This is a genomic window from Siphonobacter sp. SORGH_AS_0500, assembly GCF_002838835.1.
Taxonomy (GTDB): Bacteria; Bacteroidota; Bacteroidia; order Cytophagales; family Spirosomataceae; genus Siphonobacter.
In genome coordinates, this window is the sequence record NZ_NHPP01000006.1 from 67,475 (window position 1) to 84,417 (window position 16,943).

The window sequence follows — 16,943 nt, forward strand, 5'->3', positions numbered from 1 at the left end:
TTTAATTCTGTTAGGCTGGTTTAGAGATCCTAATCTGTTTTTGTAAAGTACTGTGGTAACCAGTATAACTTATGCTGTTGAATAAGCCCTAACTGATACATGCCCCGAGGTAAGGATTCCGTCATGAACTGAGCCGTACCACCCTGAAACAAAGGCTTACCCGTTTTCAGAAACTGAACCTTGCCATTCGGTTTAGCCAGAAAGGGAACCAGCCATTGACTGTTCGCGGATTTCAGAATTAGATAAACCGGGCCTGAATTTAAATCAATCTGCTCAGATTTGACAGTAATAAGTTTCAGGAAAAGAAGGATCATACTGAAGGGCAAGGGGGTCTTTCAAGACCGTTGATGCCGCCGAATCAGGAATGGGAATAGCTGCGGGGAACTGGTAAATCTGTTTGGTAATGAGGGGAACGTAGGCATATTGAAAAGCCTGATTATGGAAAAGTAATACATCCAGAAATCTGCCATTTTGCTGCCAGTTGGAGCTTTCACAGAGGAGAGAATCCCGGTATTTAATCAGGAGCGGATACTTTTCGTACCAGGCTGAAATCCAGAAAAGAATGGAAGCAAAAATAGCGGCTACCCCCATGCTGTTCCGAAGCGAAGGACGCAGCAAGTCAATAACAAGCAGGTAGGCCGCCGTCAGAGCAAATGCGGCGTAAATCTGATAACGATCCGTAATAGCAATGCCGCTCCAGGAACGGGAAAGGGCTACGGCTCCAGCGGACATCGCCAGAAAAAGTAATAACCCCAGCGTTGATAAGGATAGCGTTTTACGGGTAACCAATAAGAGAGACAGCACAAGAATCAAACTGATGACTAACCCTAATCCGATTGCTGGAGCATTGGCCAGGCTAAAGGCTGAGGTCATGCCGCCCAGAAAAACGGCTGCACATTTAATGACTTCCAGGGGCTGGGAAAGACTCTCTTTAATGTGCGTTTCCTGACTGGTTTGTAGGCCAATAAAGTACATAATGCCACCGACCCCGACGATCACTGCCCAAAGGCCAGCCCAGCGGTACTTTTTCTGAATGAGTAATACGAGCAATCCGGGTAACCAGAGGAACATGCCGTTTCCGCCCGAATAAGTAGCCGCCAGAGCAGCAAGAATGGCCAGAACAAAAGCCCAGGTTCGTGAGGACTGTAAGCACTCCAGAGCTAGTAATACCCAGAAAATAAGAAAATTATGTTGATACACGCAGATCGTCCAGAGGGAATCTACGTAGTGAACAGGCTGAAAAATAAGGAAACAAACGGGCACAAATAACCAAAACCGATGACCGCTGCGACGAAAGGAACGGTATAATAAACCCACCGAAGCCAGCACACTTAGGTTTCCAAGAATAATTGTTGTGCGAAAATTCAGTTCGCCCTGAAGCAGAGTGGTCAGCCAGATCAATAATCGAGGCGTGGCAATGCGGTGGTCAATGTGCTGGCGGAAGGTATCCGCCCAGAACGTAGCCCAGGTATCGCTCGGTAATGAACGATGATGGATATACAGCATAAAAGCCGAATCATCCGCCCAGGGAAGATTAATCGCAAATGCATTCAGAAACCAGCCATAAGTAAATACGGGGATCAGAAACAAAAGGTAGGCAGGCCAAAGGTAACGAACGGAAGGCCTCATGGATTCACTTTTTCAAGGATGGTTTCTTTGGAAGGAACGCTGGCGAAGCTCCATTTGCCCCGAACCGTACCATTGGATAACAGCCACAAACCGGGATTACTACGGACAATGGTTTTAAGAACCTTGAAATCAGCGAAATAATAAGGAACGGCTAATTGATACTCGTGACGGAAAGCATTGAAATCGTCTTCGGGGGAGGAAGTAAGAATGGCGGGTTGCACGGATGATCCTTCCAGACTTTTCAGCAAAGCCCGAAGGTTATCAATCGTACTGAGATTGGCCTTATTAACGTCCTGAATAATCAAAAACAAATGATTTCCCTGAAAAGAAGCCTGAGTAAAATCGGTGTCTCCATTCCATAAACGGTAGTCAGTAATGCGGGGGCCAGCCTCTGGGTTGAGCGGTCCAATCATTTCCTTGAACTGGTACGTAGTGTCCGTTGGATACTGATCGAATTCGGTTTCTTTGCCGTCTTTAGTAACCAGGTATTTAAAACGGAAGGGTTCCCGATTTTTCATGTTGGCAGGAATATTCTCACCAATGGCGTAAGCTAGCCCGTCGTAAGGCGGCAGGTAACGAACGGCATAAATAGCCAAACCGAGGCAGAATAATACGGCCAGAACCATTACTGCTGTAGTGTGCGTATCCCGGAAGAGGTTTCTTTGCCAGAGGACAACTAGTAATAATACCAGCAGAACAATGTCTTTCCAGAAAGAAGTCCAGGGCTGAAGTTTGATCATTCTCCGAAACAGCCGCAGTCGGTAACCTTATTGAAGTACGCAGAATAGAAAGTCAGAAAGGCAAAAAAGGTGCAGAGTAATACCAGAAACCAGGCCGTTCGGCGTAGTTTCCACTGCACTAATAGGGCTACTCCGGCCAGAATTTCCAGCGAACACAGTACTATTGAAAAGTAGAGAGCATAGGGAACGAGAGCTTCCCAGAATGCCGCCATACCGGAGAAATCCTGAGCAAAAACTTCGAAGTATTCTTCCAGTTTAATCTGGGTGCCAACGGGATCATTCAACTTGATTAATCCCGAAAAGATGAAAATGACACCAACCAGCAGTCGGCAAAAATGGGCAAAGATTTTCATAGGTGTTCAAACGCAACTTTGGAGGCGAAGCTGCTTTCTAATTCATCAACGGAAATCATACTCCTCGAACGGAAGTAGACAAAGGTAAACTCGAAGCATTTAGAAAGAAAGGAAAAGCGGGCCTGAATGCACATTTCTGGTTAAGCAAGGTGACCAAAGCACCTTTTTAAAGAAATTCTTTTCAAAAATCAACTTGAACTAGATTGTAAAAAATAGTGTAAAAAAATCCACAACTTGAGGTAATGGTTCATATTATATCTAGCTATTTCCCCAGTTTTACGGTTTATTCTGGAATGGATTACCCCTTTAGACAAAAGTAGGGTCTCGGCTTCCCGCTGTCGAGTTGACACATATGAATATAAGAAAAATACTTAAAATTTCGCTGGCTTCCATTGGTGGGCTCTTACTGCTGGTAATTGCCTTTCTGCTGGTTTTGGGCCTAACCACTTGGGGGCAGAACTTTGTTACCAAACAGGCCAATCGCTATCTGTCCAGCAAACTCAATACCCCTTTTCGAATCGGTAAAATTAGTTACCAGATTCCCGACTGGATTCAGTTGGAAGATGTATACTTCCAAACGCCCAAAGGCGATACCTTACTCAGCGGTGGTCGCTTGCGGGTCGATCTGGATATGCTGGGTCTGATTCAGGGTCGGGTAGCTTTGAATCAGATTGAGCTTGACAAGATTCGTCTGAACGTAACCCGAACGTTGCCAGATACGGCTTTTAACTTCAATTTCTTAATCGACGCATTTTCTTCTGGTGCTCCTGCCGATCCGGCGGATACGTCATCGGCTCCCCTGGCTCTAAGCCTGTCAGGAGTAGGTATGAACGACGTTCGGATTCATTACGTCGATGACATCGCCGGGGCTGATATTCATTTTGCCGTTGATACGCTTACCGGAAAATTTGATGAAATCAACCCCGCTGAATCCCGTTACCATGTGAATGAAATCAAGTCCAGTGGTTTGATAGCAAAAGCCCGGATTTATAAGGGAATCGACATCCCCGGAAAAGTGAACGATGCGGCAACCGTACCAGGCGATACCATGGATTTACGCATGGGCGACTGGCAACTCAGTCGTACCGCCTGGAATATCAGAGCCGAAGAAGCCGGGTTCAGTAGTACTGGAAAAGTAGGACAACTGAACCTGGCTGGAGATCAGTTGTACCTGGAAGGACAACAGGCCCTTATTCGTTCGCTGGAATTAATGAATTCTCAGATCACGGCAACGTTAGATAAAACGGCTCCGCAACCTGAAGCCCCTCCTGCTCCGAATAATAAAGAAAAACCCCAGGACCCCAATGCGGGTTGGAAGGCTAAAATTGGTCGGGTTCGCTTTGCTAATAATGACATTAAGTTCGATAACGATAACAACCCCCGGCAACCCAAAGGGCTGGATTATAGCCACATTGATATTAAAGGATTTACGTTGGCGGGAGAAGAACTGGTGTATCAACCTAACCTGATCTCTGGAAAATTGCGTCAGGGTAAATTCCGGGAAAAAAGTGGGGTGAACCTCCAGCGTTTTGATGCCGATGTCTTCTACAGTCCGCAGCAAATTGGGTTAACGAACTTTATAGTACAGACGCCAGGTACGCTGTTGAAGGATAAATTAATCATCAAATTCGATTCGCTTGGACAACTTACCCGAGCGGCTGAGGCCAAACGAGTGCTGGTGGATGTAAACATGACGCAGAATAGGATCTCTTTTGCGGACATTATCACACTGGTACCGAGTCTGGCTCAAACCACGCCCCTCAAAGGCAATGAAAAGGCCGTCTTAAATGCCTCCATTCAGGCCAAAGGCTCGCTGGCGGATTTGAATTTACCCTTGGTAGAATTCTCCATTCTGTCTTCTACAAAAGTCAAGGCTCACGGGAAGGTGTCGTATCCGACTGATCCCGAAAAAATGGGGCTGAACATTGTGCTGGAAAATGCAACGACGAGTTCGGCGGATGTGAAGAAACTGGCTCCTAAAGGTTCTCTGCCCGATTCCATCAGTATTCCGGCTCAATTGAAACTGGCCGGAACGGCAAAAGGTCGATTGAATGCGATTGATCTGGACATTGCCATGAATTCTTCTTACGGAAATCTGGCTTTTGACGGACAGCTTAAAAATTTCGTAACCGGGAAAAATCAGGCCTATGCCGGGACGGCTAACATTCAGCAACTGGATTTAGGAAAATGGTTGATGCAACCGCAACAGTTTGGAGCAATCACTGCAACGGCAACGGTTAACGGAAGGGGAATTGACCCCAAAACCATGAGTACTACCTTCGATGTAAACGTACCCGAGGCCACGTTGCAAGGGTATACTTATCGTCAGTTTGCGGCGAAGGGAAGTTTAAATCAGGGTTTGCTAGATGTAAAAGGAGGTATTAATGATCCCAATGCCCGCTTAAATCTGGTGGCAAATGCCAACATGAAGGGAGAATTTCCGACGGTAAAGGGTACCGTAGCAATTGAACAATTGGATTTACACGCCCTGAAATTGTACACCGATCCGTTCCAGGTACAAGGAAATATTCAAATGGATTTTGCTTCAACCAATCCTGAAAAATTAATTGGAACGCTGCGGACGGAGAATCTGAATATTAGCCTGAAGGGGGAAAATTATCCAGTGGATTCGTTATACCTGACGGCGAATGCTGAAGGAACGAGCAAAACCATTATCGCTCGCACCCCTTTCGCGGAGCTTGATCTGGGCGGTAACTTCCAGTATGCCGATCTGGCAGCGGCGGCTCTGACGGAGGTTAATAAATACGTGACGATTCCTGATATGAAGGTGGAAGCTCCCAAAGCTCCAACGGATTTTACGCTGAAAATGCGGGTTCGGCAGCATCCTCTATTACTTGCTTTCGTTCCTGGCTTAACTCGCCTGGAGCCCGTTAAAATTGAGGCTACGCTGGATAGCAAACGAGCAGATTCTACCCTGAATATTTCCGTTACTGCCGGGCCTATTGAGTACGATACGATGTTGGTTGCGGGAGCTAATCTGAAACTGGCTTCTACGGACGGAAAACTGGTATTACAGGGACAAGTCGGTGAAATCCGCAAACAGTCGCTTCATTTATACCCAACGAATATCACGGCATCAGCGGCTCAGAATCAGTTACAGTTCAAAGTAATGAACAAGGATTCTGTAAACAATGATCGTTTCGGAATTGCGGGTCGGGTGGGGATTCAGGGCGATGCCTACGAATTACATCTGGATCGGCAGGCTTTATTAACCAATTATCAATACTGGAATTCTGATACCACGGGTTATATCCGATACAGCAAAGCAGGCGTAGTGGCGGAAAAATTCCGGTTGGAAACCAACAATCAGGCCTTGATTGTGAACAGTACCGAGCCCACCCCGAATGCTCCTTTACACGTAGAACTGAAAAACCTGGTTATTGGTGATCTGCTGAAACTGGCGAATCAGGATAGCACGATGGCTGGTGGTTTGCTGAATGGCGACGTGGTAGTAAAAGATTACCTCGTACCGAAGGCACCAACAAAAAGCTGAGCTTCACGGGCGACCTGAAAGTAGACAGTCTGAATGTCATGCAAAAGAACCTGGGTAACCTTCAGGCGAAATTTGCTAACATGACTGACGACCGAATTCAGGCGGATGTAACCCTTGTGGGCGAAATGAACGATGTTCATGTGGGTGGTTTTTATAACCCAAGTTCCACCGACCAGGCTCTGGATTTGAATGTAGAATTACGTCGATTGGATACTCGTACCATCGAAGCCTTTAGTTTCGGTCAGTTACGCGAGACGAAGGGAGCCTTGCAGGGCGAAATGACGGTGAAGGGAGCCGTGGATAAACCCCGACTGAACGGTCAGATTAACTTCAATGATGTAGGTTTCAATGTCAAGTTTGTGAATGAATCGTACACCATTAATGACGAGGCTATTGTCTTCGATAACCAAACGATTCGATTCAATAAATTCGATTTAAAAGACCGCGAAGGCCACGCCTTTACGACGGACGGAACGGTTAACATCGCCAACTTACCTGACGTTAGTTATAGCCTTCAGGTAACGGCCAATCAATTTAACGTGCTGAATGCCTCTCGCCGGGATAATGAACTGGTATATGGAAATGCTTCGTTAACAACTAATCTTCGGATTCGTGGAACTGGGTCAACGCCTTCGGTTACCGGGAATCTGAAAGTAGAAGACGGCAGCAAAATCACAATGGTAATTCCTGACTCGGGACCATCCGCCGAAGAGTCGGCGGGCATCATTACCTTCATTCAACCCAACGACAGTACGGCTTTAGCCAAGTACCTCCGCAAGCCTAAAGCAGATACGCTTAATACTAAAATAACCTTCGATCAGCTCGCAAATTCGAACATTTCCATTGACGTAGAAATCAATGATGCTACGGAATTCAATGTCATTGTAGATGAGCAAAGCGGGGATAACCTGAGAGCCAAGGGTAATGCCCGTCTGAACGTAACGATGGATGATGCCGGTAATATTGGCCTCTTCGGACGCTATGATGTGACGGAAGGAGCTTACTCGTTAACTTATCAGGTATTAAAGCGGGACTTTGAAATCGAAAAGGGAAGCAGTATCGTATTCTCTGGAGATCCTTTGAAAGCTACGCTGGATATTACGGCACTTTATCGCATTCAGGCTCGGGTTTCAGAGTTGATCGCAGGTCAAACGAATGGGCAAGATATTGGAACCAGTCGCAACCTTTATGCCAATAAATTACCTTTTGATGTAGCCTTGAAGATGGAAGGCAACTTAGCAGCCCCAAAATTAAGTTTTGATGTAATGTTACCTGAAGGAGCAACGGTTCCTTCTGCTGAGATTAAGGAAGCGGTGCAGGCAAAGCTGGTTCAATTCAGAAAAGACCCTTCTGAAATTAACAAACAGGTTTTTGCCCTCTTAGTATTAGGAAGTTTCTTACCTGAAAACTCCTTTGACTTCTTCTCTGGCAGTAGCGGTGGCGGTAGCTTAATCAATGCCGAAAATCTGGCCCGTACTAGTGTTAGTAAGATTCTTTCTCAGCAATTAGATCGGCTGGCTTCTAATGTGATTAAAGGAGTTGACTTAAATGTAGGTTTGAATTCCTCCAGTGATTATGCCAACAATAACGCAGGCCAGAATGCTCAAACCGCTGGTTCAACGGCTACCAAAACGGATTTGAACATTGGTTTGTCAAAAAGCTTTTTCAACGGTCGTCTTTCGGTAAGTGTTGGTAAGAACTTCGTCTTAGAAGATAACACAGGAGTGGAGCGAAATAATGCTCAGGTATTCGACAATATCTCTGTGAACTACAACATCACCCGTGATGGCCGTTACATGGTTCGGGCGTACCGGGTAAACGAGCTGGAAAATATTCTGGAAGGCTACGTCATTGAAACAGGGCTGGGCTTTGTGATTAACCTGGATTACAATACGTTCAATCAAATCTTCGGCAAGAAGAAAGTGGAATAAAAGCATTTTGATTAACTCGTTTAACCCTTTCATCCATTGAAGTACTCTCTTAAAATATATCTGATTTTACTCAGCTTTGCTGCTCTGGTATCGGGCTGTAACGTGGCGAAGCACCTGCCCGCCAACGAACGGCTTTATAGCGGAACGGAGATTGAAATGTTACCTTTTGAAGGGGTAAGCAGTAGTGACCGGAAGGCTCTTAAAAGTGAGTTGGAAGGCCTGGCTCGACCTAAGCCCAATAGCACGATCTTTGGATTTCCTTACCGGGTCTGGCTGTATTATGTCATTGGTGAGCCTAAGAAGGATTCCAGCTTTCGGGCGACGCTTCGCCGGAAACTGGGCCGTGAACCTGTGTTTGCCAGTGCCCGCTCCGTGGTAACGAATGCGAATGTGTGGAAGTCTTTTCTGGAAAACGAAGGATACTTTCACTCGGAAGTAGCCGGAAAAATTGAAGAAGATAAAAAAGGCTATAAGGCCAAAGGCGTTTATCAGGTAACGGTACACCGCCGCTATACTCTGGATTCGGTTCAGTTTATTACCGACACCGCTCAGGTTGGGAAAGACTTCAAACTGGCCCAGCAGCAAACCTTACTCAAACCACCCGTTCCTTACCGACTGGAAAATCTGAAGCTCGAACGTGAGCGAATCAGCCAGGAAATGAAGCGAAAAGGGTATTATTACTTTATTCCTGATTACGTAGCCATTTTAGGCGATACTTCCCGCAACAATTACAAAGCAAAACTATACCTGGCCTTGAAGCCAGAAATGCCCGTGGCGGCTGGACAGCAATACCATATCCGAAACGTTTATATCTATCCTAATTTTACGTTAAATACTGCTGCTCAGGATACCAATAGGAGTGAAGCTTTCCGAACGATTTCCGGTTTTCAGGTAGTGGATCCAGACCGTACCTACGATGATCGACTTTTTCAGGATGTCATTGGTTTCAAGCCGGGCCGTCGGTATAATAGCCGGGTTCAGGATATTACACTTTCTCGTCTGATTAACTTAGGGACATTCAAATTCGTCCGAAATCGGTTTGCTCCGGCTGTTCAGGGAGATTCTACTGTGCTGGATGTACATTATTACCTGACGCCCTATCCCAAAAAGTCTTTACGTTTGGAAATTGCCGGAACGTCTAAATCCAATAGTTTGACGGGTTCGCAGGCTACGATTAGCTGGCGAAACCGAAACATTTTCAAACGAGCTGAGCTGCTAACCATCAACGCAACGGGCGGGATTGAGTCCCAATTCAATGCGGGAGGGCAAGGCTTAACCAATATCAGTTATGGTCTGAATGCGTCCATTACTTTCCCGCGATTGGTAAGCCCCATTCGGATTGATTATGATCGTCGGCAAGTATTACCTAAAACGGAAGTAACGTTAGGCTATCAGGCTATTTCTCGTACTCAACTATACCGTCTGAATTCATTTACGGGAACATTTGGATACTCTTTCCGGGGAAATCAGAAAGTAGAGCATACGATTATTCCCTTTAGTTTAACGTACGTCTATGTTCCCTCCAGCAGTTTAGGTGATCGTTATTATGAAGCATTAACGGATGATGCTCTGGCTGCTCAGTACAATGCCATTGTGCAGAACGTGCAGTTAATTCCAAGTAGTTTATACTCTCTTCACTTTAATTCATCTCTTCAAAGCCAAAGTCGACACTCCCAACAGTTCATCTTTAATTTTGAGCCAGCCGGGAATTTGGCAGGCTTACTTTTCAAGGATGGCGATGGTAATGGACAGAAAGAGTTATTTAATGTAGCCTTTTCGCAATACGTGCGGGCAGACGTAGACAGTCGGCATTATTTGAAAATTTCAAGAAACTCAACCTGGGCTTCTAAAGTATTTGCGGGAGCCGGTATACCTTACGGAAATTCTACTAGCCTTCCTTTTGTGAAACAATACTTCGTTGGGGGTAGCACCAGTATTCGTGCTTTCCGTCCGCGTGGTATTGGTCCGGGAGCTTATGTGCGTCCTGATGGGACTCAGGTCCTTTTACAAGATGGAGGAGGGGATATTAAACTGGAAGCCAGCACCGAATTACGTACCCAATTTAATAAGTTTTTGCAGGGGGCATTATTTGTTGATGCGGGTAACGTCTGGATGTATAAAGATCCGACTTTGTATACTGAAGCGGCTGTGTTCTCTAAAAACTTCATGAAGGAAGTAGCCGTAGGGGCCGGGGTTGGTTTGCGGATCGATGTTACCTATTTTGTACTACGTTTTGATCTTGCAACTCCTCTCCGTAATCCTACTTTTGCTGAAGAAAATCGTTGGGTACTAGACAAAATCAACTTCCGTGATCGGAACTGGCGGAGAGAGAACCTGGTCCTGAACATTGCCGTAGGTTATCCTTTCTAATACCATAGAATGGATTAAAAAGGCCCGGAATGCTTAAGCGTTTCAGGCCTTTTTATTGCAGGGACGCGACTTCATCGCGTTTGGCTCTCCCCTTACGCCATGGCTGGTGTCTCACCAGCATGGCGTAAAAGAATAACTGAAAACAGTAAACCGACAACTGAAAACTACCTAAAGTGGTGCAACCATCGCGAGCCCATACGTCTGACCCGAGTAAAAAGGCATAACGGCGAGTTTGTTTTGCTTGAAGATTTTCCGCTGAATCCAGGGGTAAACGGCATACACGGCTTCGGTGGAAGCGATGCCTAAACCGGCACTGAATAAAACATCAGCGACCCAATGCTTGTCGTTTAGCACCCGCATCCCGGCCACACTCGTGGCGATGCCGTAACCCGCAATGCTGTACCAGACACTTTGTTCGCCGTATTCTTTCGATAATACCGCCGCTCCCGTAAACGCTACCGACGTATGGCCGGAGGGAAAGGAAAGGTTATCATCACCGTTGGGACGGGGATATTGAATAATCCGTTTTAAGCCATACGAAAGGGAGTTAGCTACCCCCTGCGATAACACCATCAATACCAACTGATCTTTGAACGCGTGTTTCCCTTTAACGCCGAGTGCTCCCAAACTCAGTGGAACGAGCGTCGGAACAAATTCCAGGTAGTTATCGGCTTTGGTCTGAAAGTTTGGAAACTCCTGCCGAACGCTCCGACGGATTTCCCGGCTGATACTTCCCTGAGTTACCAACCTGCCGTTATCAAACTAACTGGAGCAATGAACGGTTTCCAGACGGGTTTCCGACGTGTGGAGTCAAGTTGAGCCAGCGAGGTACCGAAGAAAAACAGTACCAGCCAGCAGGAAAGTAAAAAACGGATCATGTAGCGGCGGTTGAAAAGTTACTGCTCGGACTGTTGCTGAGCCATCAGAATGAGACAGAAAACGGAATAGTTAATCATATCCCGGTAATTGGCATCCACGCCTTCCGACACCAGCGTTTGTCCGCCGAGGTCTTCAATTTGTTTGGTACGAAGGAGTTTCATCAGGATAATATCTGTCATCGAACTTACTCGCATCGCCCGCCAGGCCTCGCCGTAATCGTGATTTTTGTTGAGTAATAAGTGAATGGTTTCGTTGATTTCCTGATCGTACAGAGCCGAAAGCTCATCCGTTGGAATATCCATTCTTGGATCGTCGGCTAACTGAAGCTGAATCAGGGCCATCACACAATAATTAATAATGCCGATGAATTCCGGTGTAATCCCTTCTCCCACGCGGGAAACGCCCGTTTCCTGCAACTGACGGATTCGCTGGGCTTTGATATAAATCTGATCCGTCAGGCTGGGCAGGCGTAAAATTCGCCAGGCAGTGCCATAATCCCGATTTTTTTTCAGGAAAAGATCTTTACAACTCGCAACAACGTGACGGTATTCTACTTCAGTCTGTGACATATATTCCATTTAATAAGGCTGAAAAGGAGTAAAATAATCAACCAATTTCCGACAAAACTAGGAGCGTTTTCGTAAAAGCTGGTAACCTGTATTGCCAAAAATCACAAGAAGGATACCTAAAGCCAGCCAGTAGGGCCAGTTCCAGTCAATGGAAAAGAGGCGAATAAACTGTAAATCTTCCTTCGACAAAGGGTTAAGGTCTACCGTAGCCGTGTTTAGGATGGTATCAAAATCTGACAAAAAGTAACGCAGCATGACCAGCAGAATAATGCTTAAGCCAGAAGCGATACTGTTACCATACAGAGTAATTTTTTCGGGAGCCCAGCTCATGCCAATGCCTAATACACACAATAACACCACGACAGCGGCGGCGGGTTGCATCGGAATCCGGCGGGATTGGGTAAGGGCCGCATTTCCGTTTTGACCCAATTCTTTGATATCCTCGTTACTTAATCCCTCCGCCCATTTGGGCACGACGGCTTGTGGCTTTCCGCCCTTTACCAAACTCCAGCCCGTAATCGTGGCTACGGGTTCGTGATTGCAACTGATGGTCATGAAGTTGAAGAAGAAGCAGAGAACCACCAGTAAAAAACCACTGGAACTGAACAGGCGGGGGAGGGATTTAGTTAAAAACATGAATGAACGGGAGGAAATTATAAAAACAAAGTACGTCAACCGAAGGGCTAATAGTCAATAGAAACGTTCTTTGTGTCGTTTTAATTACGAATAATTTTATTACCACCGGAAACGGTTACCCCTACTTGCATGCAGGCAGCTATTTTTTGGAGTGCATGGCCTCGACCTTACCAGAGGCTTTTTTACATTGGATTGTTCGGATTCGTAGTTGGTTTAATAGCATGGGCCTTTTTTGCTTATCAGGGCGTTGACTCGGTTATTCATTGGGACGTGCTGAGTGAGCTGGGAGAAATGCCTTTTGGGTTGGATCAATTTGAGGCCAATGGTTCAAAATTCCAGATTCAGGCGACGGCTTATGCCCTGACCGAGCAGTTTGTGGCTTCCCCCATGTCAGTAAACCATCCTTTGACCGATTGGGTTTGTCTCATTCTGGCTTTAGTGGGTGTGGCTATCACCTTAATGGCAACGTCGGCCTTACCCCGGCTCTGGTATTTCGGAGCCATGACGGCTTTTATTCTGCTAACCAGTTCCTTACAAATAGATGCCATTCTGGGCCGCACCGACCGACTGGCTACTATAATCCTGGTTACCGTCTTTGTGGGCGTTAGCTTTTACTTTCAAGCCTTTAAACGGGACGCAGGTTTACTCATTCGATTTATTGTTTTTAAAGCATTAATCATAGTTAGTGTGGTCTTGCTTTGTACGGTTGGAAAAGCAACGCCCGCTGATCTTCTGGCCTACGGTTACCCTGCCGGAATGGTGCTGGTTATTCTGGTAGCTTTCTGGGTTTCTTTTGAAATCATGATTGGGTTAACCTGGCTGGCTACCAATCAGTCGGGACGAAACAGCCTGCCTAGTTTTACCGTCCTGAGTCTGTTTTACCTGGGTAACTTACTCTTAACGGACTTGCATACCAGTCGCCGAATCGATTGGGATTTGTTATACCTGAATCCCTTCGTGGTTTTTACGATTTCTATCATTCTGGGATTGTGGGGACAAAAGAAAAGAGACGACCAACGAGCCAGTTACTGGTCTTTTCAGCCGCAGGGAGCCAGTTTATATCTGGGGTTAGTAACCATTGCCGTCTCCGTTCTGGCCTACGTAAATAGCACGGCAAATGATTCCGCGATTGAATCCCTTTCTCAGGGAATTAACTATGCTCATTTGACGGGCGGCGTTCTGTTCTTCTTTTACGTATTGCTCAACTTCGGGCCGCAGATGCGTGAAGGGAAACCCGTGCATATTGTGCTGTTCAAACCCGCTTACATTGCCAGTTTCCATGCTCGCGGACTTTCCGTCATTCTGTGCGTGGTGTTGATGTATTACAACAATTATTATGTCTTTCAGCAAGGAGTGGCTGGTTATTATAACGCTCAGGGCGACCTGGCTGCAGCCAGGCAGGATTATCGCCTGGCCGAAACCTTCTATCAACAGGGGGCGGGTTTTGATTTTCAAAACCATAAATCTAATTACGGACTGGCTTCCCTGGCCTGGATTCAGGGCGATTTTGCTTCAGCTGCGGGTTTCTTCCGTCAGGCTGTGGCTAAAAATCCATCGCCTTATGCCTATGCCGGGTTAACCCGAAGTTTGACAAATGAAGAACTGGCGTTTGATGCCTTCTTCACCGCTCGGGATGGACAGAAACGGTTTCCCAACAATGGTGAATTAATGTCCAATCTGGCGTACTTACACGCTAAGGCGAACGGTCTGGATTCTGCTCAGTATTATTACGCAAAAGCCATTGAACTAACGAGACAAGCAGGAGTACCTGCGACAAATCTGATGGCTTTGTATCTGCGTAAAGGAGACCTGCCAGCGGCTGAAAAATTAGCCAGTGAACAGGCTTCGGATTACGTTTCGGTGCAGGTAAACCAGAAAGCCGTTGAGTTATTGAATGGAAAATCGTCCGAAACCAAGATTAGTATCGGGGCGGATTCGGTGTTGACTCTCGCTCAGTTCGCTTTAGTATCAAACGCTACTTTATCGGATATTAAAGCCGGAAAAACGCCCCCCGTGACAGGTTCAGCGTTACGTACTTTATCTGAGAAAGAAGGTAATGCAGCTTATTTCGACGATTTACAGTATCTGCATGCCCTGGTTTCGTATTATGACGGCAATAAACTGGAGGGACTGGACATCCTATCTGCCCGAGCGATGGCCGATACCGCCGCTTCCGGTGACCGCTGGCGGAAGCCGCTGGCGGCCTTTTTGAATCGGGAAGTAGCGAACGAACAGGCTCCGCCCACCCGTTGGACGGGCGATGGTTCGGAAGAATTGATGCGTAATCCGCTTAACATTAAAGTGCTGGAACGCTACACCGCCGAAGCCAATCAGCGAAAAGAGCCGCAGAAAGCGTATAATGCTTTGTACAACGCCTTGAACTATCGTCAGGATTCGCCCGAAATTCTGAAGTTGTACATTTTGCAAAGCCTGGAATTAAGCCTGACCCAGTATGCCGAAGAAAAACTGAAAATACTGCAAAATGATTTTCCGGAACAATACGAAAGTTTCCTGCCCGTCTATCAGCAAAAACGAGCTTTAATCGAAAAACGTCAGCAAGACTTTCAATGAGTCAGTAAGTTTATCCAATCGGGTAAGCCGATAACTGGACTTGGGTTTATGAACATCATTGAAACCACACACATACAGAAACGCTACGTCATGGGGACCGAAGTGGTCGAGGCGTTAAAAGATATTACCATTTCCATTCAGAAAGGGGAATACGTGGCCTTTATGGGGCCGTCGGGCTCAGGGAAAAGTACGCTGATGAACATTGTAGGTTGCCTGGACACGCCAACTTCAGGAACTTACGTATTGAATGGTCACGATGTAAGTCGGATGGGAGAGAATCAACTGGCTGAAATTCGCAATAAGGAAATTGGCTTTGTTTTCCAGACCTTCAACTTATTGCCCCGTCAAACGGCCCTCGAAAACGTGGCTTTACCGCTGATTTACGCGGGTTATTCCAAAGCCGACCGTATTGAGAAAGCCATGTTAACGCTGAAAGGAGTAGGGCTGGAAAACCGGGCTCATCACCGCCCGAATGAGCTTTCGGGTGGACAGCGTCAACGCGTAGCGGTGGCTCGGGCTTTGGTAAATGATCCTTCGATTTTGTTGGCTGATGAACCCACGGGAAACCTTGATACCAAGACCAGTTACGAGATTATGGATCTGTTCGACCAGTTATACTCCAAGGGGAACACCATCGTGATGGTTACTCACGAAGAAGACATTGCTCTGTATTCGCATCGAATCATCCGACTTCGCGACGGAATTATTGAAAGTGATTTAATCAATAAAGACGTGCGTAAACCGGATTTATTATAGCCTACTGCTTGACCAATCAGGCTTTCCAGCAGGAACTAATAGAAGTTAATACTTCATTCAGCCGATTAAAATTGTCAGGTTTGGTGAGGAAATCATCAGCCCCCAGGCGAGCCGCCTTTTCCCGATCCCGCTCATGGTCAGAAGTGGTTAAGATAATGGCTGGAATATGTTTCCATTTTTCTTTAAGAATCGCCAGGGTTTCAAAGCCATTCATCCGAGGCATATTCAAATCCAGAAAAATCAGAGTGGGTTGCTCGCTAGTGGGAAGTTTTTCCAGGTGATGAATCAAATCTTCGCCATTCGTAAAAAGCGTAAGCTCGCAGTCTGCGTCAGGGTTTATACCCTGGGTTGCGAAGAAACGGTCATCTTCATCGTCGTCCGCCAAAAAAACGCGTTGTTTCATAGACTTTACTTAGGGGGCAAAAAAAGGGCCTACTAATTTACGAAAAACGCGGAAGGAAGAGAAGGCCTGAAACAAAAAAATAGCGGAAGCTTTTATTTTCCGCTATTTTCTGTTCCAGAACTGAGATAGGAATTAGTTAATCCCTACTAATTCAATTTCAAAAACCAGATCCTGCCCAGCCAAAGGGTGGTTGGCATCTACTGAAATTTTATCATCAGCAACGCTGGTTACGGTTACAGGAACAACCTGACCTTCGCCATCTGCGTGCATATTGAGTTGCATACCTACTTCAAAAGGAATGTCTTTGGGAAGGTCACTGCGGTTAAACTCAAAAACCAGATTATCATCAGAAGGGCCATAGGCTTCAGCCACAGGAATGTGAACGGTTTTCTTTTCGCCCACCTGCATTCCGGTGATACCTGAATCGAAACCGGCGATAACCATACCGCTACCCAGCGTGAATTCAAGGGGGTCGCGACCTTCAGAAGAATCGAAAACAACACCGCTGGTGAGTTTACCTGTGTAGTGAACGCGAACCTTGTCGCCAGATTGAGCTGCCATGAGACTAGTAATTAGGGTTTGTATAAAAAAA

At 46.3% G+C, this 16,943-nt stretch carries 15 protein-coding genes; 5 read left to right on the top strand and 10 right to left on the bottom strand.

What is annotated here, in order from left to right:
- Window positions 1–29: 29 nt before the first annotated feature.
- Genes BWI96_RS08385 through BWI96_RS22315 form a run of 4 tightly spaced genes read right to left on the bottom strand, consistent with a single transcriptional unit; the run spans window position 30 to window position 2,722 of the window.
- The gene (locus BWI96_RS08385) at window positions 30–314 is read right to left on the bottom strand and encodes a hypothetical protein (RefSeq protein WP_106636208.1); all 285 of its coding nucleotides are present in this window, start codon (window positions 312–314) and stop codon (window positions 30–32) included.
- On the bottom strand, window positions 274–1,629 hold the full coding sequence (locus tag BWI96_RS08390; protein ID WP_106636209.1) for a hypothetical protein: 1,356 nt from the start codon (window positions 1,627–1,629) through the stop codon (window positions 274–276). The genes BWI96_RS08385 and BWI96_RS08390 overlap by 41 nt, the downstream gene beginning before the upstream one ends.
- Entirely contained in the window at window positions 1,626–2,369 is a 744-nt protein-coding gene (locus BWI96_RS08395) for a hypothetical protein (protein WP_232793645.1), read from the bottom strand. Before BWI96_RS08395 ends, BWI96_RS08390 begins: the two co-directional genes overlap by 4 nt.
- Complete coding sequence (locus BWI96_RS22315; RefSeq protein ID WP_232793646.1) at window positions 2,366–2,722, bottom strand: MauE/DoxX family redox-associated membrane protein; 357 nt, start codon at window positions 2,720–2,722, stop codon at window positions 2,366–2,368. Before BWI96_RS22315 ends, BWI96_RS08395 begins: the two co-directional genes overlap by 4 nt.
- A gap of 352 nt (window positions 2,723–3,074) precedes the next feature.
- Here BWI96_RS22315 and BWI96_RS08400 point away from each other — a divergent pair, with 352 nt between their 5' ends.
- From BWI96_RS08400 to BWI96_RS08410, 3 genes are read left to right on the top strand one after another with little or no spacing between them, the layout of a single operon-like run.
- Window positions 3,075–6,236: an AsmA family protein gene (locus tag BWI96_RS08400; protein WP_106636210.1), complete on the top strand. Its 3,162-nt coding sequence runs from the start codon at window positions 3,075–3,077 to the stop codon at window positions 6,234–6,236.
- A gap of 38 nt (window positions 6,237–6,274) precedes the next feature.
- Window positions 6,275–8,167 (top strand): translocation/assembly module TamB domain-containing protein, encoded by a 1,893-nt coding sequence (locus tag BWI96_RS08405; RefSeq protein WP_106636211.1) that lies wholly within the window; start codon window positions 6,275–6,277, stop codon window positions 8,165–8,167.
- 36 nt (window positions 8,168–8,203) lie between these two features.
- Complete coding sequence (locus tag BWI96_RS08410; protein ID WP_106636212.1) at window positions 8,204–10,537, top strand: BamA/TamA family outer membrane protein; 2,334 nt, start codon at window positions 8,204–8,206, stop codon at window positions 10,535–10,537.
- 168 nt (window positions 10,538–10,705) lie between these two features.
- On the opposite strand, the gene BWI96_RS08415 is transcribed toward BWI96_RS08410, so the two are convergent.
- The 4 genes from BWI96_RS08415 to BWI96_RS08425 are packed head-to-tail and all read right to left on the bottom strand — an operon-like array spanning window position 10,706 to window position 12,621.
- On the bottom strand, window positions 10,706–11,284 hold the full coding sequence (locus tag BWI96_RS08415) for a phosphatase PAP2 family protein (RefSeq protein WP_106636213.1): 579 nt from the start codon (window positions 11,282–11,284) through the stop codon (window positions 10,706–10,708).
- Window positions 11,278–11,415, bottom strand: coding sequence for a hypothetical protein (locus BWI96_RS21545; protein WP_157830276.1), 138 nt, complete (start codon window positions 11,413–11,415; stop codon window positions 11,278–11,280). The genes BWI96_RS08415 and BWI96_RS21545 overlap by 7 nt, the downstream gene beginning before the upstream one ends.
- A gap of 18 nt (window positions 11,416–11,433) precedes the next feature.
- The gene (locus BWI96_RS08420; protein ID WP_106636214.1) at window positions 11,434–11,985 is read right to left on the bottom strand and encodes a DUF1599 domain-containing protein; all 552 of its coding nucleotides are present in this window, start codon (window positions 11,983–11,985) and stop codon (window positions 11,434–11,436) included.
- Window positions 11,986–12,042: 57 nt separating this feature from the next.
- Window positions 12,043–12,621, bottom strand: a complete 579-nt coding sequence (locus tag BWI96_RS08425; protein ID WP_106636215.1) for a hypothetical protein — start codon at window positions 12,619–12,621, stop codon at window positions 12,043–12,045.
- 129 nt (window positions 12,622–12,750) lie between these two features.
- Between BWI96_RS08425 and BWI96_RS08430 the strand changes: the two genes are divergently transcribed.
- Both BWI96_RS08430 and BWI96_RS08435 read left to right on the top strand, forming a co-directional pair.
- Window positions 12,751–15,192 carry a lipopolysaccharide assembly protein LapB gene (locus BWI96_RS08430; protein WP_106636216.1) on the top strand — a complete coding sequence of 814 codons (2,442 nt, stop codon included), beginning with the start codon at window positions 12,751–12,753 and terminating at the stop codon, window positions 15,190–15,192.
- A gap of 48 nt (window positions 15,193–15,240) precedes the next feature.
- Window positions 15,241–15,948: an ABC transporter ATP-binding protein gene (locus BWI96_RS08435; protein ID WP_106636217.1), complete on the top strand. Its 708-nt coding sequence runs from the start codon at window positions 15,241–15,243 to the stop codon at window positions 15,946–15,948.
- Window positions 15,949–15,964: 16 nt separating this feature from the next.
- Here the strand turns inward: BWI96_RS08435 and BWI96_RS08440 are convergent, their stop codons facing one another.
- Window positions 15,965–16,351: a response regulator gene (locus tag BWI96_RS08440; RefSeq protein ID WP_106636218.1), complete on the bottom strand. Its 387-nt coding sequence runs from the start codon at window positions 16,349–16,351 to the stop codon at window positions 15,965–15,967.
- Between the two features lie 132 nt (window positions 16,352–16,483).
- Window positions 16,484–16,912, bottom strand: a complete 429-nt coding sequence (locus BWI96_RS08445) for a peptidylprolyl isomerase (protein WP_106636219.1) — start codon at window positions 16,910–16,912, stop codon at window positions 16,484–16,486.
- Window positions 16,913–16,943 lie beyond the last annotated feature (31 nt).